The organism is Streptomyces sp. NPDC002994 (genome assembly GCF_040611155.1).
Taxonomy (GTDB): domain Bacteria; phylum Actinomycetota; class Actinomycetes; order Streptomycetales; family Streptomycetaceae; genus Streptomyces.
Genome location: NZ_JBEXNQ010000035.1, coordinates 1 through 25733, shown reverse-complemented (window position 1 = coordinate 25733; position 25733 = coordinate 1). Strand labels below are relative to the sequence as shown.

Here is a 25733-nt window from a genome sequence, read left to right as displayed (position 1 = left end):
CGTAAGATCACCCGTCCGTGGCTGGACGTTCTGTCCAGTTGTGCTTTCCGGTGTGCTTTCCGGTGGTGCACGAAGGGCCGCGGCGATACGCCGCGGCCCCCGTGCCTCAAGGCTTACGCCTCTTCGTTGTTGACCCAGCTCATGAGCTTGCGGAGCTCCTTGCCGGTGGTCTCCAGCAGGTGCTCGGAGTCCTTCGTCTTGTACTCGTCGTACTTCTTCAGACCGCCGTGGTACTCGTCCATCCAGTTCTTGGCGAACGTGCCGTCCTGGATCTCGGCGAGGACCTTCTTCATCTCGGCCTTGGTCTGGTCGGTGATGATGCGGGGGCCGGTGATGTAGTCGCCCCACTCGGCGGTCTCGGAGACCGACCAGCGCATCTTCTCCAGGCCGCCCTCGTACATGAGGTCCACGATGAGCTTGAGCTCGTGGAGGCACTCGAAGTACGCGATCTCCGGCTGGTAGCCGGCCTCGGTCAGGGTCTCGAAACCGGCCTTGACGAGCGCCGACGCACCGCCGCAGAGCACGGCCTGCTCACCGAACAGGTCGGTCTCGGTCTCCTCGGTGAAGGTCGTCTTGATGACACCCGCTCGCGTGCCGCCGATGGCCTTGGCGTACGAGAGGGCCAGCGCGAAGGCGGAACCGGTGGCGTCCTGCTCGACGGCGGCGATCGCCGGAACGCCGCGGCCTTCCTCGTACTGACGGCGGACCAGGTGGCCCGGGCCCTTCGGGGCGACCAGGGCGACGTCGACGCCGGCCGGGGGCTTGATGAAGCCGAAGCGGACGTTGAAGCCGTGGGCGAAGAACAGCGCGTCGCCGTCCTTCAGGTTGCCCTTGATGGACTCCTCGTAGACCTGGGCCTGGATCGGGTCCGGGATCAGGATCATGATGACGTCGGCCTCGGCGGAAGCCTCCGCCGGGGTCACCACGCGCAGACCCTGCTCCTCGGCCTTGGCCTTGGACTTGGAGCCCTCGTGCAGACCGACCCGGACGTCGACACCCGAGTCACGGAGCGACAGCGCGTGGGCGTGGCCCTGGCTGCCGTAACCGATCACCGCGACCTTGCGGCCCTGGATGATGGACAGGTCGGCATCGTCGTCGTAGAACAGCTCGGCCACTGGGATTCTCCTTGAGTGCTGGTTGTGCTTCCCACCGTACGGCGGGGTGCGGAATGAAGGATTTCGGGTCTCGCTATGCGAGCAGATTTCACAGCGCTATGCGAACAGCGGGACGGGAGCTCGGAGCTCGGTCAGGCCGAGCGGTCGAGGGCCCTCAGGCTGCGGTCCGTGATGGACCGGGAGCCGCGCCCTATGGCGATCGTCCCGGACTGGACGAGCTCCTTGATGCCGAACTGCTCCAGCATCTTGAGCATCGCTTCGAGCTTGTCGGCGCCGCCGGTGGCCTCGATGGTCACGGCCTCCGGGGAGACGTCGACCGTCTTGGCGCGAAACAGCTGGACGATCTCGACGATCTGCGAGCGCGTCTCGTTGTCGGCCCGCACCTTCACCAGGACGAGCTCCCGCTGGATCGCGGCGCTCGGCTCAAGTTCGACGATCTTCAGTACGTTGACGAGCTTGTTCAGCTGCTTCGTGACCTGCTCCAGCGGCAGTGCCTCGATCACGTTCACCACGATGGTGATGCGCGAGATCTCGGGGTGTTCGGTGGTGCCCACCGCGAGGGAGTCGATGTTGAATCCGCGGCGGGAGAACAGGGCCGTGATCCGCGCGAGGACGCCCGGCTTGTTCTCGACCAGGACGGAGAGGGTGTGCTTGGACATGGGCTTGAAGTCTCTCTCTCGTCTGCTCAGTCGTCTTCGTTGTCGCCGAAGTCGGGGCGCACCCCGCGGGCGGCCATGACCTCGTCGTTGGAGGTGCCCGCGGCCACCATCGGCCAGACCATGGCGTCCTCGTGCACGATGAAGTCGACCACGACCGGGCGGTCATTGATGGCATTGGCCTCGGCGATGACCTTGTCCAGGTCGGCCGGGTCCTCACAGCGGATCGCGTGGCAGCCCATGGCCTCGGACAGCTTCACGAAGTCCGGGATCCGGGTGCCGGCGCTCGGCTGCTTGCCGTCGGCGTCCGGGCCGCTGTGCAGCACGGTGTTGGAGTAGCGCTGGTTGTAGAAGAGCGTCTGCCACTGGCGGACCATCCCGAGCGCGCCGTTGTTGATGATGGCGACCTTGATCGGGATGTTGTTGAGCGCGCAGGTGGTCAGTTCCTGGTTGGTCATCTGGAAGCAGCCGTCGCCGTCGATGGCCCAGACCGTACGCTCCGGCATGCCGGCCTTGGCGCCCATGGCGGCCGGGACGGCGTACCCCATCGTCCCCGCGCCGCCCGAGTTCAGCCAGGTGGCGGGCTGCTCGTACTGGATGAAGTGCGAGGCCCACATCTGGTGCTGGCCGACGCCCGCGGCGTAGATGGTGCCCTCGGGGGCGAGCTGGCCGATGCGCTGGATGACCTGCTGCGGGGACAGCTGGCCGTTCTCCGGCAGGTCGTAGCCGAGCGGGTAGGTGTCGCGCCAGCGGTTGAGGTCGTTCCACCAGGCCGCGTAGTCGCCGGTGTTGCCCTCGGTGTGCTCGGCCTGGACTGCCTGGACGAGGTCGGCGATGACCTCGCGGGCGTCACCGACGATCGGCACGTCCGCGGCGCGGTTCTTGCCGATCTCGGCCGGGTCGATGTCGGCGTGGACGATCTTGGCGTACGGGGCGAAGCTGTCCAGCTTGCCGGTGACGCGGTCGTCGAAGCGGGCTCCGAGGGCGACGATCAGGTCGGCCCGCTGCAGCGCGGTGACGGCGGTGACCGCACCGTGCATGCCCGGCATTCCCACGTGCAGCGGGTGGCTGTCGGGGAACGAGCCCAGCGCCATCAGGGTGGTGGTGACGGGGGCGCCGGTGAGCTCGGCCAGGACCTTCAGCTCGGCGGTCGCGTTCGCCTTCATGACGCCGCCGCCGACGTACAGCACGGGGCGCTTGGCCTGGACGATCAGCTTGGCGGCTTCGCGGATCTGCTTGGCGTGCGGCTTGGTGACCGGACGGTAGCCGGGCAGGTCGTGGCTCGGCGGCCAGCTGAACGTGGTCTTCGCCTGGAGGGCGTCCTTGGCGATGTCGACCAGGACCGGGCCCGGGCGTCCGGTCGAGGCGATGTGGAAGGCCTCGGCGATCGTGCGCGGGATGTCCTCGGCCTTGGTGACCAGGAAGTTGTGCTTGGTGATCGGCATGGTGATGCCGACGATGTCCGCCTCCTGGAAGGCGTCTGTGCCGATCGCCTTGGAGGCGACCTGGCCGGTGATCGCGACCATGGGGACGGAGTCCATGTGGGCGTCGGCGATCGGAGTGACCAGGTTCGTCGCACCGGGCCCCGAAGTGGCCATGCACACGCCGACCTTGCCGGTGGCCTGCGCGTAGCCGGTCGCCGCGTGACCGGCGCCCTGCTCGTGGCGGACCAGGACGTGGCGGACCTTCTTGGAGTCCATCAGCGGGTCGTACGCCGGCAGGATGGCGCCGCCGGGAATGCCGAATACCGTGTCGGCGCCCACTTCCTCGAGCGAGCGGATGAGCGACTGGGCGCCCGTCACGTGCTCGACGGTGGTGGCGTGGTGTCCGCCGTTGCGGGGCCGCGGCTGCGGATGGTGGGCCCCGGAGGCCTGCTCGGTCATCGGCATTCTCTTCTCGAAGCTGAGGGTCATTTTACGAGGGTTTGGGAAGTGCCAGTGCAACAAAAAACCCCCCGTGCCGTGAGGCAAGCGAGGGGAGCGCGCCGGTGCGGTCTGCAGAGCTGCGTGTGCGTGCTCTGCTTCAGCCGACGCGCTTTCCAAGTACGAGAATTCGGGTGCGCATGGCACTGACCCTCCCTCCGGCGCCCCGGGCCTGTCAAGTAGGTGGGACGGGCGTCTCACTATTTGAGCGCAATGGAGGACGTGTGATCGTTTCGCTTCCGTTCGCGCCCACATGACGTACGGGAAGCGATCCACCCGATCCGCCTGCGAGAACGGACAGGGCCGCCGTCCCGCCCGGCACGGGGAACTCACCGCGCACCAGCGCCCGCCGCAGCCGGTACTCGTCGAGCGGCCCCGAGAAGGCCATCCCCTGCCCGTGCGTACACCCCATGGCCCGCAGGGCGACCACCTGCTCCGGTACGTCGACACCATCCGCCACCGACTGCATCCCGAGGTCGCACGCGATCCGCAGCAGCCCGCTGGTGATCTTGTGCAGCCGGGCCGACTCGACGACGCCCTCGACCAGGCCACGGTCCAGCTTCAGTACGTCGATGGGGAGCCGGCGCAGCGCGTTGATGGCGGCGTACCCGCTGCCGAAGCCGTCCAGCGCGATCCGCACGCCGAGCCTGCGGAGCGACACCAGGCGCCGCTCCAGCTCGTCGAAGGAGATCCGCGGGTCGCTGTCGGCCAGCTCGATGATCAGCGAGCCCGAGGGCAGTCCGTGCCGGGTGAGGAGCGCCTCGATGGAGCCGAGCGGCAGGGACTTGTCCACCAGCCTGCGGGCCGAGAGGCGGACCGCGACCGGCACCTCGTGGCCCGCCCGGTTGCGCTCCGCCGCCTGCTCGACCGCCTCTTCGAGGAGCCAGCGGCCGAGCTCCGCGGTGCGGGCGCCCTCCTGGGAGTCACCGGTGTCGGCCACCCGCAGGAACTCGGCGGGCGTGAAGAGGATGCCCTGGGTGGAGCGCCAGCGGGCCTGGGCGGCGACGGACGCCACCTGGCCGGTCGCCAGGTTGACCACCGGCTGGTGGAGCAGCGCGAACTCGCCGTCGTGGAGCGCCGTGCGCAACCGGGTGGCCAGTTCTGTCCTGCGGACCACCTCGGCCTGCATCTGCGGCGCGTACAGCTCGACCCGGTCCTTGCCGGCCGCCTTCGCCCGGTACATGGCGAGGTCGGCGTTGCGCATGAGGTCGGTGGGGGTGATGCCGGGCTCGGCGAAGGCGACCCCGATGGACGCGGCGACCCGCACTTCGTTGCCGTCGATCCGGTACGGCTGGGACAGCGTGAGGCGCAGCCGGTCGGCGATCTCGTGGACCTGGCATTCGCGGGCGGCCTGATCCCTGGAGCCCTCGCCGAGGATGAGGGCGGCGAATTCGTCGCCGCCGAGCCGGGCCGCGGTGTCGCCCACCCGTACGGATTCCTGGAGGCGGCGGGCCGCCTGGATCAGCAGCTCGTCGCCGGCCTGGTGGCCGATGGTGTCGTTCACCGCCTTGAAACCGTCGAGGTCGATGAAGAGCACGGCCGTACCGGGATCGCCGACACGGCGGCCGTTGAGGGCTTGGCGGACCCGGGCGGTGAACAGCGCCCGGTTGGGCAGGTCGGTGAGCGGATCGTGCTCCGCGTTGTGCTGGAGCTGCGCCTGGAGGCGGACCCTTTCGGTCACGTCCCGGCTGTTGAAGATCAGGCCGCCCTGGTGCCGGTTGACGGTGGACTCGACATTGAGCCACTCCCCCGTGCCCGATTTGAAGCGGCATTCGATGCGGGTGGTCGGTTCCTCGGCGGGAGGCGCGGCCAGGAAGCGGCGTACCTCGTGGACGACTCTGCCGAGATCCTCCGAGTGGATGAGGGAGGCGAGCTCGGATCCGATCAGCTCCTCCGCCTCGCGTCCGTAGACGCCGGAGGCCGCCGGGCTGACGTAACGCAATATGCCCGTCGGAGCGGCGATCATGATGACGTCGCTCGATCCCTGCACCAGGGAGCGGAAGTGGTTTTCCTTCTGCGCCAGTTCCTGGGTGAGGGAGATGTTGTCGAGGAGCATGATGCCTTGGCGCACGACCAGAGCGAGCACAACCGTGCACCCGGTGAGGACCACCACGCGGTCGGGGCGGCGGCCCTCGATGACGTTGTAGAGGATGCCGAGGGTGCAGACGGCGGCGGCGAGATACGGCGTGAGGGCGGCCAGTGAGCCGCCGATGGGGCGGCTGGCCGGGTTGCGGGTGCCCGGGTTGTGGCCGCCCGGATTGTGCGGGCCCACCTTGTGCGTGCCCGGAGTGTGGGTGCCCTGGGTGCGGGTGCCCGGGGTGCGGGTGCCGGGAGCATGCGTGCCCGGATTGCGGCTGCCCCGGTTGTACGGAGCACCCTCCCCCCACTGCCCCGCGCGGCGCGCGCCCCAGGGCGCGTAGGCGAGGAGCAGCGAGCCGGCGAACCAGCCCGCGTCGAGAAGCTGGCCCGAGCGGTAGTTCTCACGCAGCAGCGGCGAGGTGAACAGCGCGTCGCACACCACGGTCATGGCGAGGGCGGCGATCGCGGTGTTGATCGCGGTGCGGTTGGCGTTGGAGCGCCGGAAGTGCAGCGCCAGCACCATGCTGACCAGCGCGATGTCGAGCAGCGGGTACGCCAGGGACAGCGCGGCGTGGGCCGTGCTCTCCGCTTGGAAGTCGGCGGTGTGCGCGAGAGCGAGGCTCCAGGAGAGCGTGAGCAGCGAACCGCCGATCAGCCAGGAGTCGAGCGCGAGGCAGACCCAGCCGGCCCGGGTGACGGGGCGCTTGGCGAGGACCAGAAGGCCGACGATGGCGGGCGGGCCGAAGCAGAGGAAGAAGAAGTCGGCGGAGGAGGGCGAGGGGACCTCGCGGTCCAGCACCACTTCGTACCAGCCCCACACTGCGTTCCCGCAGGCTGCCATCGCGGAGGAGATCGCGAACAGCAGCCAGGCGGGCCGAAACCGGCTCTCCCGCGCGCGTGCGTAGAGGAAACAGGAGATCGCGGCGATCAGGGCGGCGGCGGCGAGGCCGAAGTCGCCCATGATCAGGGCGATCTGGGCGGAGCCCCAGCCGAGGGCCGAGCCGACGGCGTAGGCGCCGCAGACCAGTGCGAGGACGAGCTGCGAGAGCAGCGTCGTCCCGCTGCCGGGCACCTGCTGCCGGGCGATGAGCGCGCCGGGGGCACTCACCGGGCCGCCCTGATACGCGGCGCCCCGGGCGCCTGAGGGACGGAGAGCCGCTGTGGGACGGGGGGCAGCCGGTGATCCGGCCTGCCCGCCGGATCGCACGGGAGTTGTCGCCGGTGGCCCCGTCGCGTCGGATCCTTGGTCCATTCGCCGTGCATCGCCCGTCGCCCCCCTCACAGTCCGGTCGCTCCCCAGCGCCGTGATATCGCGCGGCGCAGCCCCTTGGTCCGGACGATACACCAATTCAGTCACTCAGGGACATACTTCCTCTACTCTGCGTGACGGCTCAGGTGGTCGACGGCACGCCGCGCATTCGGGTGGCTTCGGAGTGTGTCGACGGCGCGGCTGTCAGTGAGTGGTGAGGACGATGTTGCGCAGCGGTACCCCGGCGGCGAAGCGGGTCAGCTGGTCGGCCATCAGGCGCTTGGCGCGGGGCATGAACGCCGAGGTGCTGCCGCCCACGTGCGGGCTGATGAGCAGGCCGGGCGCGTGCCACAGGGGGTGGCCTGCGGGAAGCGGCTCCGGGTCGGTGACGTCGAGGGCGGCTCGCAGCCGGCCCGTTTCCAGCTCGGCGATGAGTGCCTTGGTGTCGACAACGGGGCCGCGGGCGACGTTCACCAGCAGCGCCCCGTCCTTCATGCGGGACAGGAAGTCGGCGTTCACCAGACCCTGGGTCCCTTCCGTGAGCGGGGTGGAGAGAATCACGACATCGGCCAAGGGCAGCAGTCCGGGCAGATCTGCCAGTGGATGCACGGGGCCGCGCGCCGTTGTACGGGCGGAGCGCGCGACGCGCGCCACCCGCGCACACTCGAAGGGCGTGAGCCGGTCCTCGATGGCGGCACCGATCGAGCCGTAACCGACGATGAGAACGGACTTGTCGGCGAGCGCCGGGTAGAAGCCGTCCCGCCATTCCTCCTTGTCCTGGCCGCGTACGAAGCCGGGTATGCCGCGCAGCGAAGCGAGGATCAGGGCGAGGGTCAGCTCGGCAGTGCTGGCCTCGTGGACGCCGCGGGCGTTGCACAGGCGCACTCCGGCGCCCAGGTCCCCCAGGCCGGGCTCGACGTGGTCTATGCCGGCGGAGAGCGTCTGGACGGCCCGTACGGACGTCATCGCGGCGAGCGGGCGTACGGCAATCTCCATGCCCTTCATGTACGGGACGACGTAGAAGGCGCAGTCGGCGGGATCGGCGGGAAAGTCCTGGCCACCGTCCCAGAAGCGGTAATTGAAGCCCTCCGGAAGGCCTTCTATTTCGGCCGCGGGGACGGGGAGCCATACGTCTGAAGTCATGGTCACGAGGCTATGCGAAGGGTGACCGGGAACAGAGGTTAGTTTTGGGAGCGGCAGAGGGAGGGGTACGGGGAGTTGGAGCGCAGGACAATCGGTGCGGCAGCGCTCGAAGTGGGCGCGATCGGACTCGGATGCATGCCGATGAGCTGGGCGTACACCGGCTCGCAGCAGCGCGGGGACCGGTCGCTGCGTACCGTGCACGCGGCGCTCGACGCGGGGTCCAGCCTGCTCGATACGGCTGACATGTACGGGCCCTTCACCAACGAGCTGCTCCTGGGGCGGGTACTCAGGGAGCGGCGCGCCGATGCCTTCGTGTCGACGAAGTGCGGGCTGCTGGTCGGGGATCAGCACATCGTCGCCAATGGGCGCCCGGGATACGTGAAGCGGGCGTGTGACGCTTCGCTGCGGCGGCTGCAGACGGATGTGATCGATCTCTATCAGCTGCACCGGCCGGATCCGGAGGTGCCGGTCGAGGAGACGTGGGGCGCCATGGCGGACCTGGTGCGCGCGGGAAAGGTGCGGGCGCTCGGGGTGTGCGCGGTGGGGGCGCGGGCGGCGCGGCGACCCGGGGCGCGGATGCATGACGGAACGATTCGTCAGCTGGAGCGGGTGCAGCAGGTCTTTCCGGTGAGCGCGGTGCAGGCCGAGCTGTCGGTGTGGTCGCCGGAGGCGCTGGCGGCGCTGCTGCCGTGGTGTGAGGCGCGGGGAGTCGGTTTCCTGGCAGCCATGCCGCTGGGCAACGGCTTCCTGACGGGGACGCTTAAGCCGGGGCAGGGCTTCGAGCCGGACGACGTACGGGCCAGGCATCCGCGCTTCACCGCGGAGATGATGGCGGCGAACCAGCCGGTGGTCGCGGGGCTGCGGCGCGTCGCCGAGCGCCACAGCGCGACGCCGGCGCAGGTGGCGCTGGCGTGGGTGCTGGGGCGCGGCCGCCAGGTGGTGCCGGTGCCGGGGACGAAGCGCGAGCGGTGGGCGGTACAGAACGCGCGGGCGGCGGCGCTGCGGCTCACGGGGGACGACCTGGCGGAGATAGCGGGCCTGCCCCGGGCACGGGGCTCGTGGGACTGACGTTTCGCGGCTCCGCCGCGCGGGACTCCGCCCCAGACCCCGCTCCTCAAACGCCGGAGGGGCTGAAGTTGCCGCAAGCGGCAATATCCAGCCTCACCCCGGCAAATCCAGCCCGTCCGGCGTTTGAGGACACGCCCGCAGGGCGTAGGGGAGCCTGGGGGCTTGCCCCCAGTTCGGGAAGGGGCGGGTAGGGGAAAGCCCGCCGCAGGCGACCCGCGCGCCCGACTGATCCAGAACGGAACCTTCCGCGCACGAGCGGTGTATGAAGAGTGAGAGCCGCCGCCGGCGAACGACTGCCGGCCGTCGAAGGGATGCGTACCGTGCAACGTCCTGCTGTGACAGCTGTGGTGGCTGCCGCCGTTCTCCTGCTCACCGCAGGGTGTTCCGGCGCGGGCGAGAACGCGCCGGCTCCAACGGCCACACCGCCCGGCGGCACCACGTCGCCGTCGGGTGACGCGTCCGGTCCCGGCTCCGGATCCCGCGCCGACCCGCCCCCCGCGAAGGGCTCGGTCAAAGTGGTGGGCACGCTCACCGAAGACCTCAAGTCGCCCTGGGGCCTCGCCCCGCTGCCCGACGGCGACCTGCTGGTCTCCTCGCGCGACGAGGGGACGATCACCCGCGTCGACGGCGAGAGCGGCGAGAAGACCGAGATCGGCACGGTCACGGGGGTCGCTCCGGCCGGGGAGGGCGGCCTCATGGGCCTGGCCGTCTCGCCCGACTTCGCCTCGGACCACATGGTCTACGCGTACTTCACCACCGAGTCCGACAACCGCATCGCCCGCATGCTGTACGACGAGAAGAAGCCCGCCGGGCAGCAACTCGGCGCGCCGGACACCATCTTGAGAGGCATCCCCAAGGGCACGGTCCACAACGGCGGGCGGATCGCCTTCGGCCCGGACAAGATGCTTTACGCCGGGACGGGCGAGACGGGCGACACGGGGCTGGCCCAGGACAAGAAGTCGCTGGGCGGCAAGATCCTGCGGATGACCCCGGACGGCGAGCCGGTGCACGGCAATCCGCAGGCGGACTCGGTCGTCTACTCGTACGGGCACCGCAATGTGCAGGGTCTGGCCTGGGACAGCGAGAAGCGGCTGTGGGCGGCCGAGTTCGGCCAGAACACCTGGGACGAGCTGAATCAGATCCGCCCCGGCCAGAATTACGGCTGGCCCGAGGTCGAGGGCAAGGGCAGCCAGGAGGGGTTCGTCGACCCGGTCGCGCAGTGGAAGACGTCCGAGGCCTCGCCGAGCGGGATCGCGTACGCCGCAGGATCGATCTGGATGGCGGGCCTGCGCGGCGAGCGGCTGTGGCGGATTCCGCTGGACGGTACGAAGCCGGTGGCCGACCCGGAGTCGTTCCTGTCCGAGGAGTACGGCCGGCTGCGCACGGTGGTGGCGGCCGGCGGCGACAAGCTGTGGCTGGTCACCAGCGAGACGGACACCCGGGGCACGCCGGAACCGGGCGACGACCGGATCCTGAACCTGGAGGTGAAGTAGGCCGGGCCTGTTCCAGGGGCCGCGTGCTTACGCTGGAGGGCAGATCCAGGCTGCGTCTGATTAAAGACCGGGGGGCACGTGTTCAACATGATCGAGCAACTCTTCGCGCCGGGCCGCAAGCACACCGACGACGAGCGTCAGCGCCTTGAGCTGTCGCGGGACGACGTCGGGGACGGGGACCCGGGGCAGGGGCCGATAGACCTCGCTTCGGGGAAGGTCGTCATCCGGCCGCCTGGGTCTGGTCCTGCGCGTCGGTGAAGAGCCGCAGCCGGTGGGCCAGGGCCGCGGCCTCGCCCCGGCCCGAAACGCCCAGTTTGGCCAGGATGTTGGAGACGTGGACGCTCGCCGTCTTGGGGGAGATGTAGAGCTCCTCGGCGATCTGCCGGTTGCTGCGGCCGACCGCGACCAGGCGCAGTACGTCCTGTTCGCGGGGGGTCAGGCCGAGCGACGCGGCCGGGCTCGCGGTGAGCGCCGGGACGTCGGGTGCCCGGGTGTCCAGCGAGAGGCGTGCGCGCTGGGTGAGCAGGGCTACGCTCTCGGCGAGGGGGCGGGCCCCCAGGTGTTCCGCAGCGGCCCGGACGAGGCGGAGCAGCTCGGCGGCCCGCTCGCGCTCGTCGGCGTTCAGCTCGCGAAGGCTCACCGCACCGGCCTCCGGCGCGGCCGCCCCGGCGTCGCCGCCGCCCGTGGTGGACGCGGCGAGTAGTGCCTCCGCCCAGCGCAGGCGGACGCGGGCCAGGTCGTACGGGCGCTCCAGGGCCTCGAAGGCGGTGACGACGCCGGCCCAGTCGTCGGGGCCGGCGTTGCCCTCGGCCCGGCGCAGCTCGGCGCGGACCCAGCGGTCGTAGGCGTGCCACAGCGGCGCGGGCGTGGCGAGCCGCTTCGCTCCGGCGCGGATCAGCTCCAGGGCCTCGGTCCGGCCCGCCTCCGCCGCCGGGAGGCCGCGCGCGTCCGCCTCGGCGGCGGCGGCTTCGGCCAGCAGGGGCCAGGCGTAGCGGTGGGTGCCGAGGGGGAAGCCGGTGGAGGCGGCCCGCGCGAAACCGGCGCGGACGTCCAGGATGCGGCCCCGGGCGGCGGCGAGGGACAGGCCCGTCGTGTGCACCGGCAGGTCGTGCTGGGGCATCGGGTCGTGGCTGCCGAAGTACGCGCGGGCGGCGGCCAATTGCTGCTCCGCCTCGGCCAGCTCGCCGCGGGCCCGTGCCACGTCGGCCTGTATCCAGGCGCCGGCGCCGCGGGGCTTGGCGCTGGGCACGGACGCGCGCTCGATGCACACGGCGTGCTCGACCGCCTCGCTCCAGCGGCCGAGGGAGACGAGCGACTCGGCGAGATTCCCGCGGACCCAGGCTTCGCTGTCCGGGAGGCCGAACTTCTCGCACACGGCCACGCCCTCCTCGGCGATGCGTACCGCCTCACCGGAGCGTCCCACCGACTCCAGATGGGAGGGCAGGTTCACGTGGACGCGGGCCGCCACGCTGGCCATGCCCTGCTCTACCGCCTGCTCCTTGACGGCGTACAGCATGGCGAGGCCGCCCTCGACGTCCCCCGCGTCGACCATCAGGCCGCCGAGCGTGGTCCGCGCGGTGAGTTCGGTGGCCTTCGCTCCGACCATGCGCGCGTACTCCACGGCCTGCTCGGCGGCGACCAGGGTGTCCGGGCCGGGCTCGTGCAGCATGCCCCAGCCCGCGACCTGGGCCAGGACTTCGGCGTGCACGGCGGACGGCGGCAGTCCGCGCACGAGGTCCCGAGCGGCGGCGAGCTCGGACCAGCCGTCGCCCCGGGCGAGGTTCGATATCAGCCGGGCGCGCTGGACCCAGAACCAGGCCTCACGCAGAGGGTCACCCTCACCCTCCAGGAGCCGCAGGGCCTTCTTCGCAATCTTGAGCGCCCGTTCCCGCTCGCCGCCGAACCGGCCGGCGACGGTGGCTTCCGCCATGAGGTCGAGGAAGCGCAGCGGCGTGGTCGCGGGGTCGCAGCCGCACGGCGGGTAGACCTCGGCGTAGTCCAGGGGCCGCAGCACGGCGCGTACGTCGGCGGGGGCGTCGTCCCACAGCTCCATCGCGCGCTCCAGGAGGCGCAGTTGCTCGGCGTAGGCATGACGGCGGCGGGCCTCCACGGAGGCCTTCAGTACGGCGGGAAGGGCTTTCGCGGCGTCGTGCGCGGCGTACCAGAAGCTGGCGAGACGCGTGGCGTACTCGTCGGTCCGTACGAGCGTGGGGTCGGCCTCCAGCGCTTCGGCGTACCGCCGGTTGAGTCGGGAGCGCTCGCCGGGCAGCAGGTCGTCGCTGAGCGCCTCGCGCACGAGGGAGTGGCGGAAGCGGTAGCCGTCGCCGTCCGGCGTCGCGAGGAGCAGGTTGGCGCCCACGGCGGCCCGCAGTGCCTCGATCAGATCGTCCTCGGGAAGCTGTGCGACGGCGAGCAGTAGCCGGTATTCGACGGTGGAGCCGCCTTCGGCGACGATCCTGGCGACCTTCTGGGCGTCGTCGGGCAGCGCTTCGACCCGTACGAGCAGCACGTCGCGCAGGGAGTCGCTCAGGCCCGTGGCGCAGCCGGTCCCGATGCATGAGGCCAGTTCCTCGACGAAGAACGCGTTGCCGTCGGAGCGCGTGAACACCTCTTCGACCAGGGCCGTCTCCGGTTCGGCGGCAAGGATTCCGGTGAGCTGGCGGTGCACTTCCAAGCGGTTGAAGCGGGACAGTTCGATCCGCCGGACGGTGCGCAGCCGGTCGAGTTCGGCCAGGAGGGGCCGCAGCGGGTGGCGGCGGTGGATGTCGTCCGCGCGGTAGGTGCCGACGACGACCAGGCGTCCTCGCCTCAACGTGCGGAAGAGGTACGCGAGGAGGTGGCGGGTGGAGGTGTCGGCCCAGTGCAGGTCTTCCAGGGCGAGGACGACCGTACGGTCGGCGGTGATGCGCTCCAGGAGGCGGACGGTCAGCTCGAAGAGGCGCGTCATGCCGTCTTCGCTGTGCTGGTCGCGGGTGGTCTCGCCGAGCTCGGGCAGCAGCCGGGCCAGTTCGCCCTCCTGGCCCGCGGCCGCGGCGGCGACCTCGTCGGGCAGCCGGCGCCGCAGGGCGCGCAGGGCGGTGGAGAACGGCGCGAACGGCAGCCCGTCGGCGCCGATTTCGACGCAGCCGCCCACTACGACGACCGTGTCCTGGCGGCAGGCCGCCGCGAAGAACTCCTCGACGAGCCGGGTCTTGCCCACCCCGGCCTCGCCGCCCACGAGCAACGCCTGCGGCTCGCCCGCGGTGGCGCGGGCGAGCGCATCGGTGAGCTGGGCCAGTTCGCCGGCGCGGCCGACGAACACCGGGCTGACGGACCTGGTTTCCACATCGCTGAGCATCGCACAGGGGTCCGACATCTCGGCATCCGCACGGGCATTCACTTGGGCACTGACCAAGGGCACGACAGTCATTTCGTGTCCGTCACGCCGCCGTCAGGCCGCCGTCACGCGGCCCGTGCGAACCGGCTGCGCAGCGAACTCACCGGCCCCTCGGATGCTTTCTGCCCGGACGCGCGGGCGGCGCGGCGGTCGGCCCTGCGGGCCTTGGCGGCCTGCCGTGCGAGGCGCTCGGTGGCTGCCAGGCGCATCAGTTCGGCCGCGTGCTGCTGCTGGATCTCGAGCTCGAACACGGTGTGCTCCCTGGTGGGTTGTTCGCTGAGGTCGCTTTCTGCGATGTCTCAACTTTCGTTTCCCAGGGGCCCCTCGCGCATCGGGAGAGTGCCGCATCTTGGCAGCACGAAGGGCCTTAGGGACGTACGCGCGCGGGTGCGTACGTCCCTAAGGCCCTTGGTCGGGCTGCCTTACTGGCCTGCTCCCGCGCCCGTTCCCGCCGCGGGCGGCGTAGGCATCGAGGCGAAGAGGTCGAGGTACATCCCGGCGGAGAGGAGCAGCCCCAGGACGCCGAGGGCGACGCCCGCCCAGGCGAAGGAGCGGACCCACGGGGACTGCTCGCTCGCGGCGGGCGTACCGAAGAGCGGGCGGGCCAGCACGCCGACGGCGACGACGAGCGCGAGCAGCGCGAAGCCGCCGTTGACGAGGGCGGTCAGGTGCCAGGGGTCGCCGTACATCGCCGCGATCTGTTCGGCGGGGGCGGCGGTCTGCGGGGTCCCCAACTGGCCGACGATCCTCTGGCGCTCGGACACGACCTCGCTGATCCAGGTCCCGGAGAGGGCCGCGAAGCCGAGCACCGTGGAGACCACGGCGGCGGCGCCCGCGCCGACGCCCGCGGACGTGGCACGCGGGGCCTCGTCGAGGTCGTCGGCGTCGTCGGCATCGTCGTCGGCCTCGTCATCGAGTGCGGCGTCAGCGCCCTCGCTGCCCTCAACCGTGACGTCGTCCTGGTCAGCGGCCTTCTTGGTGTCTACTGCGGCGATCTCGTCGCCCTTGTCGGGCGCGCCTGAGGTGGCGGCGGCCTCGTCGGCTGCTTCGTCGGACTGGGTGCGGGCTGTGGCTGTCATACGCCGCACGCTAGGTGCCGTTTCTGAGAGCTTTCTTAACGCCCCTCGCGCCACTCCCGTGCCAGCACCGACCAGATCTCCATGTCGTGCCGTACGCCCCGATAGGGGTTGCTTTCGCGCAGTACGGCGTCCCGCGTCATCCCGAGCCGCTTCGCCACATTGACGCTGGCGGTGTTCGCGGACGCCACCAGCCACTCCACGCGGTGCATCCCCCGCTCGTCCACCGCCCAGTCGATCAGCGCCCGCGTGGCGCGCGTGACCAGACCGCGCCCCACCGCCGCCTCCTCCAGCCAGCAGCCTGCCTCGCAGTTGCCCGCCGCCGCGTCGAAGGTACGGAAGAGGACCCCGCCGACGAGCGTGCCGTCGAGCCAGATGCCGTAGATGCGGCCGGCGTCCGCGGCCTGCTTCTCGGCGTACGACTGGAGGAAGGCCCGCGCCGAGTCGAGGTCGGTGGCGGCTGCCGCGAGCCCGATGTACCGGCCGATGTACTCGCGCCCCCGGTCCATGTGGGCCAGGAACTCCCCGGCCTGCCACGGCTCCAGGGGGCGCAGCGCCGCGTCCTCACCACTGTCACCCAGCTGTATCGCGAACATCGTGCTCCCCGCCTGTTATGGCACGAGCTCCTGGGACTCTTTTGACGTGCCCGTGCGCTGTTCCTCGATCTTGCCATGCGCCGTAAGGCACTCGGGGGGTTCGATGCTGATGCGCGGGAGCCACCGGTCGAACCGCTTCGGCAGCCACCAGTTCGCGCCGCCCAGCATGTGCATGAGGGCGGGCACCAGGAGCGTACGGAGGACGAACGCGTCCAGGGCGACGGCCGCCGCGAGGGCGATGCCGAACATCGCGATCACGCGGTCGCCGCTGAGCACGAAGGCGAGGAAGACCGAGATCATGATCACGGCCGCGGAGTTGATCACGCGGCTGGTCTCGGCGAGGCCGACCCGCACCGCCCGCCGGTTGTCACCGGTCTCCAGCCACTCCTCGTACATCCGGCTGACCAGGAAGACCTGGTAATCCATCGACAGCCCGAAGAGCACCGACACCATGATCACCGGCAGGAACGGCTCGATCGGCCCCGCACTGCCGAGCCCCAGCAGCTCGCTCCCCCAGCCCCACTGGAAGACGGCCACGACGACTCCGAAGGAGGAGGCGACGGCGAGGACGTTCATCAGGGCGGCCTTGAGCGGGATGCCGACGCTGCGGAAGGCGAGCAGCAGCAGGGCGCAGCCGAGGGCGATCACGATGCTGACGAAGAGCGGCAGCTTGCCGATGATGACCTGGGCGAAGTCGTCGTAGCTCGCGGTGATCCCGCCGACGTACACCTCCAGCGACGTGCCCCGCTCGGCCTGCGGCAGGACGCTGTCGCGCAGCCGGTCGACCAGGTCGCTGGTGTCCTTCGACTGCGGCGACGACTCGGGTACGACGGTGAGTGCGGCCGTGTCGCCGGTGTTGTTGTACGCCACCGGGCTGACGGACGCCACACCGTCGGCGCCGCGCACCGTGCCGGCGAGCGCGTTCATCGCGGTGCGGTCGTCACGGCCGTCGACCTCGGCGACGAGGGTCAGCGGACCGTTGCTGCCGGGGCCGAAGCCGTCGGCGATCAGGTCGTACGCCGAGCGGGTCGTCGAGGACGCCGGGTTGTTGCCCTGGTCGGACGTGCCCAGGTGGAGTCCCAGCGTGGGCAGTGCGAGGACCAGCATGACGACGGCGGCGACCAGGCCGAGCAGCTTGGGGTGGCGCTCGACGAACGCGGACCAGCGGGCGGCGAAGCCGGTGGGCAGCTCGGGCTGCGGGCCGTGTTCGATCAGCTGCCTGCGTTCGCGCCGGCTCAGCGCCCTCATGCCGATGAGGGAGAGCAGGGCGGGCAGCAGCGTCACCGAGGCGGCGACGGTCAGGACGACGGTCAGCGACGCGGCGATGGCGACGCCGTTGAGGAAGGACAGTCGCAGTATCAGCATGCCGAGCAGGGCGATGCAGACGGTGGCGCCGGCGAAGACGACCGCGCGGCCGGTGGTGGCGACCGCGTTCGCCGCCGAGTCGGCTACGGAGAGGCCGCGGCGCAGCCCCTTGCGGTGCCGGGTGACGATGAACAGGGCGTAGTCGATGCCGACGCCCAGCCCGACCAGCATGCCGAGCATCGGCGCGAAGTCGGCGACCGTCATGACGCGGCCGAGCAGTACGGTGCCCGCGTACGCCGTGCCGACGCTGACCAGGGCGGTCGCGATGGGCAGCAGGCTGGCGGCGAGCGAGCCGAAGGCGACGAAGAGGACGACGGCCGCTACGACGACCCCGACGACCTCGCTGAGGTGCGAGTCGGGGGCCTCGGTGAGGCCGATGGCGGTACCGCCGAGCTCCACCTGGAGCCGATCGGTCTCCGCGCCCTTGGCGGCGTCGACGAGTGCCTGTGCGCGCGGCTGGAGGACGTCGTCGGCCTGCGGGTCGAAGGTGACGGTCGCGTAGGCGGTGTGCCCGTCCTTGCTGATCTGCGCGGCGCCCTCGCGCTCGTACGGGCTGACGACGCTCGCCACACCCGGGAGGTCCTCTATCGCGTCGAGCGTCCGCGTCATCGACTGCTCGACTCCGGCGGCCTGGACGGTGGTGTTGCCCGCGGTGTGCCAGACGACGGTGTTGCTGTCGCCACCCCTGCCGTCGAATCCGGCGTCGAGGAGGGCGGTGGCGCGGCCCGACTCGGTGCCCGGCACCTCGTAGTCGTTGGAGTACGCCGAACCTGCGACTCCGGCGGCTCCGGCCACCGCGCCGAGCGCGAGCAGCCAGAGCAGGACCGATGCGAAGCGGTGCTTGACGCACCACCGGGCGATTGCTGCCAACGGGTTTGCTCCCTGAGTGGTTCGTGGATCTTTACCGGGACCAACCCGCAAAGAACTCAAGACCTACGATCAGCAACTTTGACAGCTGAACGTGATCCTTTGTCCCATTCGTGCGCATTGTCACAGGAGTCGCGGGAGCCAGGGGCAGCTCCCGGGCTCCCGCGTACCACCCGGTGCGTCAGCCTGAGACGCTCGCGCGCCCGTTCTCTATGTGCCCCATGAGGCGCCTGCGGAAAGCGTCATCACCCGTAACGGTGATCGCCAAGTCGTACCACCCGTGCGCGTCGGCGGCGGAGTGCACGACGGTGCGGCTGCGGCCCGGCTTCACGGTGACCTGGCGGGGCCGGCCCTCGCCGCGGCCGGCCCCGTCGGCGTACGCCAGCGTCCGCACCGTGAAGGTCAGCGGCGTCCTGCCCCGGTTGACCAGCGTGAGGTGCAGGTCACGGTCGCGTGCGTCGAGGTACGAGGAGACCTCGGCGACGCCCGTCTTCCTACCGGCGAACTCGCGGCGGAAGCCGTTCGGCCCGGTGATCGTGAAGCGGTAGGCGTCACGCGTAAGGGGTACCGCCCATTGCGCCGCGCCCCTTACATCCCGGTGCTGCGGAATGGCGAACTCACCGGCGTACGGGTAGAGGGTGAAGTGCGCGCTCGCGCGCCCCGTATTGCTGAGGGCGACCTTGAAGGTGGTGTCGTCCACCTTGCCGTGCGCGTCCGGCTGGTACGGCAGCGGGCGGGCCGGCCGCGTCCCCTCCTCCTGTACGGGCATGTGCTGCACCAGCGGCGGAACGGGCCGCCAGCGGCCCGTGAACGGCGGTATCGCCCCCGGCTGCTCCACCGGGGGCTGCCGGCGCCCGCGCTTGAAGTCGAACGCCGAGGTCAGATCGCCGGTGACCGTACGCCGCCAGGGCGTGATGTTGGGCTCCTCGATGCCGGTCCACCGCTCCAGGAAGCGGATGACGGAGGTGTGGTCGAAGACCTCGGAGCAGACGTAACCGCCGACCGTCCACGGCGAGACCACCAGCATCGGGACCCTGATCCCGAGCCCGGTCGGGCGCCCCTGCCACCGCTCGTCGGTGTTGTCGGCGGGCGGCACGGGCGGCGGCACGTGATCGAAGAACCCGTCGTTCTCGTCGTAATTGATCAGCACGACGGTGTGCCGCCACACGTCCGGATGCGAACCGAGCGCGTCCAGCACCTGGTAGACGAGCGAGGCGCTGGCGATCGGCGAAGAGGAGCCGGGGTGCTCCGAGTCGAGCGCCGAAGGCACCAGGTAGGACACCTCGGGCAGCGTGCCCGCCGCCACGTCGGCCCGGAACTGATCGGCGAGGCTGCCGGTCGCTCCTCGCCGCAGGCCGCGCTCGAAGAGGGAGCGCTCGGCCTCCGTCAGCGTGGCCACGCCCTCCTCCAGCGCGGCGAGCAGCTTCTCGCGCTCCGCGGCGTCGCCAGTCTCCCGGACCTTGGCGTAGAACGCCTCCATGTAGGTGAAGCCACCAGGGACCTTCGCGAGCGCCTTGCGGGCGATCTTCTTGAAGACCGTGAAGAACTCGATGTTGTTGTCGGTGAAGTTCTCCCACTCCTGGTACGTCTGCCAGCTGCGCCCCGCCTTCTCCAGCCGCTCGGCGTACGTCGGCCACGGGTAGCCCGGGTGGGTGCCCTCGGCGTACGCCGCATTGGTGACGGCGCGGCTGCCGTCGGCCTCGTTACCGGTCCACCCGCTCCACAGGTGGTTCCGGTTGGGGCTCGTCGACGTATGGATGGAGGAGTGGTAGGCGTCGCAGATGGTGAAGGTGTCCGCGAGCTCGTAGTGCAGTGGCAGGTCGCGGCGGTCGTAGTACGCCATGGTGGCGGCGGTCTTGGCCGACACCCACCCGTCCATCCACCCCTGGTTCCAGGCCTTGGCGCCGCCGCCCCACGAGTGGTCGAGGTCGCCGATGTACTGGAGGTCCTTCTTCTGCGCCTCGGCCGCGTCCCGGACGGGGAAGGGCAGCACCGTGCGGGGCGGCGCCGGCTGCTCGAAGACCGGGTTCCCCGACGGCAGCTCCACCGCGTTGCGGTCACCGAATCCGCGGACTCCGCGCAGGGTCCCGAAGTAGTGGTCGAAGGACCGGTTCTCCTGCATCAGGACGACCACGTGCTTGACGGCACGCAGCCCGCCGGACGGCGGTTCGGCTGCGAGCGCGGCCTGGAGCGACGGGGGCAGCAGAGACCCCGCAGCGGCCGCGCCGAGCGCGCCCCCGCCGAGTGCGAGCAGCCGCCGCCGGGATATGTCAGTGGCCAATTGATCCTCCTGAGTCAGGTGTGACGGCGGGGACGCTAATCACACGCAATGACAAAGGGAAGGCGTACGGACGGCGCACCGGTGAACGTCCTCGGCACCCGGCACTGACCGGGCCGTCAGGTCTTCAGCAAAGTGGAACCGAACCAGTCGGAGGCGTTTCGTACTCCGGGGAGCGCGAAGAAGTAACCGCCGCCGGTCGGTGAGACGAATTCCGCCAGCGGCTCGCCGGCGAGCCGGCGCTGAATGGCGGCGAACTGCCGGACGACGTTCTGCTGGTAGCAGCAGAAGGCCAGTCCGAGGTCGAGGCTTCCGTCGGTGTCGAAACCCCTGTCGTAGTTGTAACTCCGGCGCAGAAGGAGGGAGTCGGCGGTTTCGGCGGTACGGGGGTTGGCGAGGCGGATGTGTGCGTTGAGAGGGATCTTCTTCCCTTGCGGGTCCTTGCGGTAGTTCGGCAGGTCCGCTTCACGCCGGCCGTCCAGAGGAGCTCCGCTCGCTTTGTGACGGCCGAAGATCTTCTCCTGGGCCGCGATCGGCACCCGGTCCCAGGCCTCCACGTGAAAGCGAATGAGGCGGATCACTTGATAGGAGCCGTCCTGGGCCCAGGCCGGTTCGCCGGAGGACGGCTTCACCCACACCAGCCGGTCCATTTCCTTGGACGACTTCGTGTCCGGATGGACGATCCCGTCCTTGAAGCCGACGAACGTGCGGGACGCGCCGGAGGGCCGGGCCGGGTTGAGGAAGCCGTCCGCGCGCCACCGGGGCCGTAGTTTGCCGTTGGTGTGGCGTGCGATGTCCCGGATCACGTGTACGACGGCGTCGGGATGCCGGGCACAGATCTGCAGGGAGACATCACCGTGACAGGACTCCGGATCCAGTACGTCGCCTGGAAACTCGGGCATCGCCGTAAGGAAGCGCGGCCGCCTCGGTGCGAGGCCGAACCGGTCGTCGAAGAGCGAAGCGCCCACGCCGACCGTGATGGTCAGAGCGTCCTGGGTCTTCGGCTCCGCGGCGACGCTCGCGTCCTTGGGCTTCCTGCCACGGACCAGGAGACGGGCCCGCTCGGTGAGCGTCTTGAACAGTTCCACGAGTTCTTCGCGGTCCTCTGTCAGCACGTCGAAGGCGATGAACGCGGCGAAGGACTGCTGCGGGGTCACGATGCCTGCCTGGTGCAGACCGTGGAAGGGGACGCTGGGCGCTGTCCCGTGACCGCCTCCGGTGGTCAGGGTCGGAGCACCATCCTTGACCGCGTGTGCGGCATGCGCTTCCACGCTTGTGAATCCGGCGGCCGTCACCCCGGCGAAACCAGCGGCCTGCTGAAGAAACCTCCGTCGTCCGTCGTGGTGTCGGTGGGCGTCGTGCTCGCCGGTCTCGTCACGTCTCATCGTTCTGCCGTCCTGTCGTTGCACGACCCGTTGGCTCAACCCGCGTGATTCTGAACGAAGAGCATCGACGGACCGGAACGACACTTCCCCGGCCCTTGGATTTTCACGCAGGGGTGTGCCGACCAATCGGACGGACGGCCAAGGGGCGGCGCACCGGCAGTTCCACCGGTGCACCGCCCCTTGGCGTACGTACAAGACGCGGGCGTCAGCCCTCGGTCACGCCCAGCTTCTCCAGGATCAGCTCGCGCACGCGCGCCGCGTCCGCCTGGCCCCGGGTGGCCTTCATGACCGCGCCGACCAGCGCGCCGGCCGCCGCGACCTTGCCGCTGCGGATCTTGTCCGCGATGCCGGCGTTGGCCGCGATGGCCTCGTCCACGGCCGTGCCCAGCGCGCCCTCGTCCGAGACCACCTTCAGGCCGCGCTTCTCGACGACCTCGTCCGGGCCGCCCTCGCCCGCGAGGACGCCTTCGATGACCTGGCGGGCCAGCTTGTCGTTCAGCGAGCCCTCCTTCACCAGGGCGGTGACGCGGGCGACCTGCTCGGGCGTGATCGGCAGCGACGCGAGGTCGCGGCCGGACTCGTTGGCGTTACGGGCCAGCTCGCCCATCCACCACTTGCGCGCCGAAGCGGCGTCCGCGCCCGCCTCGATGGTGGCGACGATCGGGTCGATCGCACCGGCGTTCAGCATCGACTGCATGTCGTGCTCGCTTACGCCCCACTCCTCGCGGAGACGGTTGCGGCGTACCCGCGGCAGCTCGGGCAGACCGCGGCGCAGCTCCTCGACCCACTCACGGGCAGGAGCCACCGGGACCAGGTCCGGCTCCGGGAAGTACCGGTAGTCCTCGGCGTTGTCCTTGATGCGGCCGGCCGTGGTGGAGCCGTCCTCCTCGTGGAAGTGCCGCGTCTCCTGCACGATCGTGCCGCCGGAGTTGAGCACCGCGGCATGCCGCTGGATCTCGAAGCGGGCCGCACGCTCCACCGAGCGAAGGGAGTTGACGTTCTTCGTCTCGGAGCGCGTACCGAACTCCTCACGGCCGTGCGGCCGCAGCGAGAGGTTCACGTCGCAGCGCATCTGGCCCTGCTCCATGCGCGCCTCGGAGACGCCGAGCGCCTTGATGAGCTCGCGCAGCTCGGCGACGTACGCCTTCGCGACCTCGGGGGCACGCGTGCCCGCGCCCTCGATCGGCTTGGTGACGATCTCGATCAGCGGGATGCCGGCCCGGTTGTAGTCCAGGAGGGAGTGCGACGCGCCGTGGATACGGCCCGTCGCGCCGCCGACGTGCAGCGACTTGCCGGTGTCCTCCTCCATGTGGGCGCGCTCGATCTGCACGCGGAAGATCTCGCCGTCCTCCAGCTGGACGTCCAGATAGCCGTTGAAGGCGATCGGCTCGTCGTACTGCGAGGTCTGGAAGTTCTTCGGCATGTCCGGATAGAAGTAGTTCTTCCGGGCGAAGCGGCACCATTCGGCGATCTCACAGTTGAGCGCGAGGCCGATCTTGATGGCCGACTCGACGCCGATCGCGTTGACGACCGGGAGCGAGCCGGGCAGCCCCAGGCAGGTGGGGCAGGTCTGGCTGTTGGCGTCCTGCTTGAGCTCCGTGGAGCAGCCGCAGAACATCTTCGTCTTTGTGCCGAGCTCGACGTGGACCTCGAGGCCCATGACGGGGTCGTAGGCCGCGAGGGCGTCCTCGTACGGCACAAGTTCAGTGACGGTCACGGTGAAACTTTCCCTCTCAGCCCAGCAGAACGTCGTCGTCGCCGAGCTTCTTCAGCTCGCGATAGAGCAGAGCGATGCCGGTGGCGATGGCGGCGGCGGAGACGACGGCGTCGACGAGCCGGAGCGTGTCGTTGTCCCGGCGGGCCATCCTGGCCTGCTTGACGACGCTGATCGCTCCGAAAGCGGTGGTGCCGATCGACAGGTACGTACCGACCTTGGAATTCTTGAATCCCTTGGCCTTGACGGTCATTGGGCTCACAGCGACGGTGCCTCCTCGAGCAGCGGGTGGCCCCACTTTTCCACGAAGGCCGCCTCTACGGCAGCGCCCACCTTGTAAAGGCGGTCGTCCTTCATGGCCGGGGCGATGATCTGGAGACCGACCGGCATGCCGTCCTCGGGCGCCAGGCCGCAGGGCAGCGACATGGCGGCGTTGCCGGCCAGGTTGGTCGGGATCGTGCACAGGTCCGCGAGGTACATCGCCATCGGGTCGTCGGCGCGCTCGCCGATCGGGAAGGCGGTGGTGGGCGTGGTCGGCGAAACGATCACGTCGACCTTCTCGAAGGCCTTCTCGAAGTCCTGCGTGATGAGCGTACGGACCTTCTGGGCGGATCCGTAGTACGCGTCGTAGTAGCCGGAGCTGAGCGCGTACGTACCGAGAATGATCCGGCGCTTGACCTCGTCGCCGAAGCCGGCCTCACGGGTGAGGGCGGTGACCTCCTCGGCGGACTTCGTACCGTCGTCGCCGACCCGCAGGCCGTAGCGCATGGCGTCGAAGCGGGCCAGGTTGGAGGAGCACTCGGAGGGGGCGATGAGGTAGTACGCGGAGAGCGCGAGGTCGAAGGACGGGCAGTCCAGCTCGACGATCTCGGCGCCGAGCTCGCGCATCAGCTCGACGGACTCGTCGAAGCGCTGGAGGACACCGGCCTGGTAGCCCTCGCCGCGGAACTGCTTGACGACGCCGACGCGCATGCCGACGACGGAGCCGTTGCGGGCGGCCTCGACGACCGGCGGGACCGGGGCGTCGATCGAGGTCGAGTCGAGCGGGTCGTGCCCGGCAATGACCTCGTGCAGGAGCGCGGCGTCCAGGACCGTACGGGCGCAGGGCCCGCCCTGGTCGAGGCTGCTGCTGAACGCGACCATGCCGTAGCGGGAGACGCCGCCGTACGTCGGCTTCACGCCGACGGTGCCGGTGACGGCGGCGGGCTGGCGGATGGAGCCGCCGGTGTCCGTGCCGATGGCGAGCGGGGCTTGGTACGAGGCGAGCGCGGCGCTCGATCCGCCGCCGGAGCCGCCGGGGATCTTGGTCAGGTCCCACGGGTTGCCGGTCGGGCCGTACGCGCTGTTCTCCGTCGAGGACCCCATGGCGAACTCGTCCATGTTGGTCTTGCCGAGGATGACGACGTCGGCCGCCTTGAGCTTCCGGGTGACCGTGGCGTCGTACGGCGGGATCCAGCCTTCGAGGATCTTCGAACCGACGGTGGTCGGGACGCCCTCGGTGGTGAAGATGTCCTTCAGCGCGAGCGGCACGCCGGCCAGCGGGCCGAGCTTCTCGCCGTTCGCCCGCTTCGCGTCGACGGCGCGAGCCTGGGCGAGCGCCCCGGCCCTGTCCACGTACAGGAAGGCGTGCACCTTCTCGTCGACGGCGTCGATACGGGCCAGGTGGGCCTCGGTCACCTCGACGGCCGTGAGCTCGCCCGAAGCGATCTTCGCGGCGGTCTCGGCGGCGGTGAGCTTGATGATGTGCTCGGTCATGACTAGTCCTCCCCCAGGATCTGCGGCACCTTGAAACGCTGCTGCTCCTGGGCGGGGGCGCCGGAGAGGGCCTGCTCCGGGGTGAGCGACGGACGGACCTCGTCCGCGCGCATGACGTTGGTCAGCGGCAGCGGGTGGGAGGTCGGCGGTACGTCTTGGTCGGCGACCTCGGAGACGCGGGCGACCGCGCCGATGATGTCGTCGAGCTGACCGGCGAAGTGATCGAGCTCTTCGCCCTTCAGCTCCAGACGCGCCAGCCGTGCGAGGTGGGCGACCTCCTCGCGCGTGATGCCAGGCATGCAGCGATCCTCAGGGGTGAGTGTGTGGATTTTGGCCCAATCCTATGGGGCCGGGCCCCCTGTCCACGAAACGGTTTCGCCGGGGGCGGCCTCGCGGGCGGCCTTGGTGCCCGCTGCGGGCCGTTTCCGGGTGCGGCCCGGTGGTCTGTGCCCCGGCCTCCGGCCGGGTGGTCTCCCACCCGGCCCGCCCGTGCGGCGGGGGCGTGAGTTGCGTCGGGGCTCCAGTGGCCAATGCCCGCCGTCGGCGCCTGCGGGCGGGTGGGCACCCGCCCCACGGCCGCCAGGCCGGGCGCACCC

19 protein-coding genes are annotated in these 25733 nt (G+C 70.3%); 3 read left to right on the top strand and 16 right to left on the bottom strand.

The window, feature by feature from the left end:
- Positions 1-113: 113 nt before the first annotated feature.
- The 5 genes from ilvC to ABZX79_RS33190 form a co-directional block, all read right to left on the bottom strand.
- Entirely contained in the window at positions 114-1115 is a 1002-nt protein-coding gene (gene ilvC, locus ABZX79_RS33210) for a ketol-acid reductoisomerase (RefSeq protein ID WP_355266189.1), read from the bottom strand.
- A gap of 131 nt (positions 1116-1246) precedes the next feature.
- Entirely contained in the window at positions 1247-1774 is a 528-nt protein-coding gene (gene ilvN / locus ABZX79_RS33205) for an acetolactate synthase small subunit (protein WP_028813778.1), read from the bottom strand.
- 26 nt (positions 1775-1800) lie between these two features.
- Entirely contained in the window at positions 1801-3660 is a 1860-nt protein-coding gene (locus ABZX79_RS33200; protein ID WP_355266308.1) for an acetolactate synthase large subunit, read from the bottom strand.
- A 208-nt stretch (positions 3661-3868) separates the two neighbouring features.
- On the bottom strand, positions 3869-6880 hold the full coding sequence (locus tag ABZX79_RS33195; protein ID WP_355266186.1) for an EAL domain-containing protein: 3012 nt from the start codon (positions 6878-6880) through the stop codon (positions 3869-3871).
- 345 nt (positions 6881-7225) lie between these two features.
- Complete coding sequence (locus tag ABZX79_RS33190; RefSeq protein WP_355266183.1) at positions 7226-8164, bottom strand: 2-hydroxyacid dehydrogenase; 939 nt, start codon at positions 8162-8164, stop codon at positions 7226-7228.
- A gap of 75 nt (positions 8165-8239) precedes the next feature.
- On the opposite strand from ABZX79_RS33190, the gene ABZX79_RS33185 reads away from it, so the two are divergent.
- The 3 genes from ABZX79_RS33185 to ABZX79_RS33175 all read left to right on the top strand — a co-directional run bounded on the left by ABZX79_RS33185 (position 8240) and on the right by ABZX79_RS33175 (position 10983).
- Positions 8240-9232, top strand: coding sequence for an aldo/keto reductase (locus ABZX79_RS33185; protein WP_355266180.1), 993 nt, complete (start codon positions 8240-8242; stop codon positions 9230-9232).
- A gap of 311 nt (positions 9233-9543) precedes the next feature.
- Complete coding sequence (locus tag ABZX79_RS33180; protein ID WP_355266177.1) at positions 9544-10725, top strand: PQQ-dependent sugar dehydrogenase; 1182 nt, start codon at positions 9544-9546, stop codon at positions 10723-10725.
- A gap of 78 nt (positions 10726-10803) precedes the next feature.
- Positions 10804-10983 (top strand): DUF6191 domain-containing protein, encoded by a 180-nt coding sequence (locus tag ABZX79_RS33175; RefSeq protein WP_355266174.1) that lies wholly within the window; start codon positions 10804-10806, stop codon positions 10981-10983.
- Here ABZX79_RS33175 and ABZX79_RS33170 read toward each other — a convergent pair.
- The 11 genes from ABZX79_RS33170 to gatC all read right to left on the bottom strand — a co-directional run bounded on the left by ABZX79_RS33170 (position 10946) and on the right by gatC (position 25436).
- Positions 10946-14062 (bottom strand): AAA family ATPase, encoded by a 3117-nt coding sequence (locus ABZX79_RS33170; RefSeq protein ID WP_355266305.1) that lies wholly within the window; start codon positions 14060-14062, stop codon positions 10946-10948. The genes ABZX79_RS33175 and ABZX79_RS33170 overlap by 38 nt on opposite strands.
- A gap of 104 nt (positions 14063-14166) precedes the next feature.
- Positions 14167-14352, bottom strand: a complete 186-nt coding sequence (locus ABZX79_RS33165) for a hypothetical protein (protein WP_355266171.1) — start codon at positions 14350-14352, stop codon at positions 14167-14169.
- Between the two features lie 171 nt (positions 14353-14523).
- Positions 14524-15180 carry a hypothetical protein gene (locus ABZX79_RS33160; RefSeq protein WP_355266168.1) on the bottom strand — a complete coding sequence of 219 codons (657 nt, stop codon included), beginning with the start codon at positions 15178-15180 and terminating at the stop codon, positions 14524-14526.
- Positions 15181-15215: 35 nt separating this feature from the next.
- Positions 15216-15773, bottom strand: a complete 558-nt coding sequence (locus ABZX79_RS33155) for a GNAT family protein (protein WP_355266165.1) — start codon at positions 15771-15773, stop codon at positions 15216-15218.
- A gap of 15 nt (positions 15774-15788) precedes the next feature.
- A complete protein-coding gene (locus ABZX79_RS33150) occupies positions 15789-18008 on the bottom strand; it encodes an MMPL family transporter (protein WP_355266162.1) in 2220 nt (739 codons plus the stop codon).
- A 178-nt stretch (positions 18009-18186) separates the two neighbouring features.
- The gene (locus tag ABZX79_RS33145; RefSeq protein WP_355266159.1) at positions 18187-20286 is read right to left on the bottom strand and encodes a phosphocholine-specific phospholipase C; all 2100 of its coding nucleotides are present in this window, start codon (positions 20284-20286) and stop codon (positions 18187-18189) included.
- Positions 20287-20402: 116 nt separating this feature from the next.
- Positions 20403-21668 carry an iron uptake transporter deferrochelatase/peroxidase subunit gene (efeB, locus tag ABZX79_RS33140; RefSeq protein WP_355266156.1) on the bottom strand — a complete coding sequence of 422 codons (1266 nt, stop codon included), beginning with the start codon at positions 21666-21668 and terminating at the stop codon, positions 20403-20405.
- Positions 21669-21873: 205 nt separating this feature from the next.
- Positions 21874-23385 (bottom strand): Asp-tRNA(Asn)/Glu-tRNA(Gln) amidotransferase subunit GatB, encoded by a 1512-nt coding sequence (gene gatB / locus ABZX79_RS33135; RefSeq protein ID WP_355266153.1) that lies wholly within the window; start codon positions 23383-23385, stop codon positions 21874-21876.
- A gap of 16 nt (positions 23386-23401) precedes the next feature.
- A complete protein-coding gene (locus ABZX79_RS33130; protein ID WP_355266302.1) occupies positions 23402-23635 on the bottom strand; it encodes a hypothetical protein in 234 nt (77 codons plus the stop codon).
- 5 nt (positions 23636-23640) lie between these two features.
- Positions 23641-25137, bottom strand: a complete 1497-nt coding sequence (gene gatA, locus ABZX79_RS33125) for an Asp-tRNA(Asn)/Glu-tRNA(Gln) amidotransferase subunit GatA (RefSeq protein ID WP_355266150.1) — start codon at positions 25135-25137, stop codon at positions 23641-23643.
- A 2-nt stretch (positions 25138-25139) separates the two neighbouring features.
- Positions 25140-25436 (bottom strand): Asp-tRNA(Asn)/Glu-tRNA(Gln) amidotransferase subunit GatC, encoded by a 297-nt coding sequence (gene gatC, locus ABZX79_RS33120; protein WP_015036350.1) that lies wholly within the window; start codon positions 25434-25436, stop codon positions 25140-25142.
- Positions 25437-25733 lie beyond the last annotated feature (297 nt).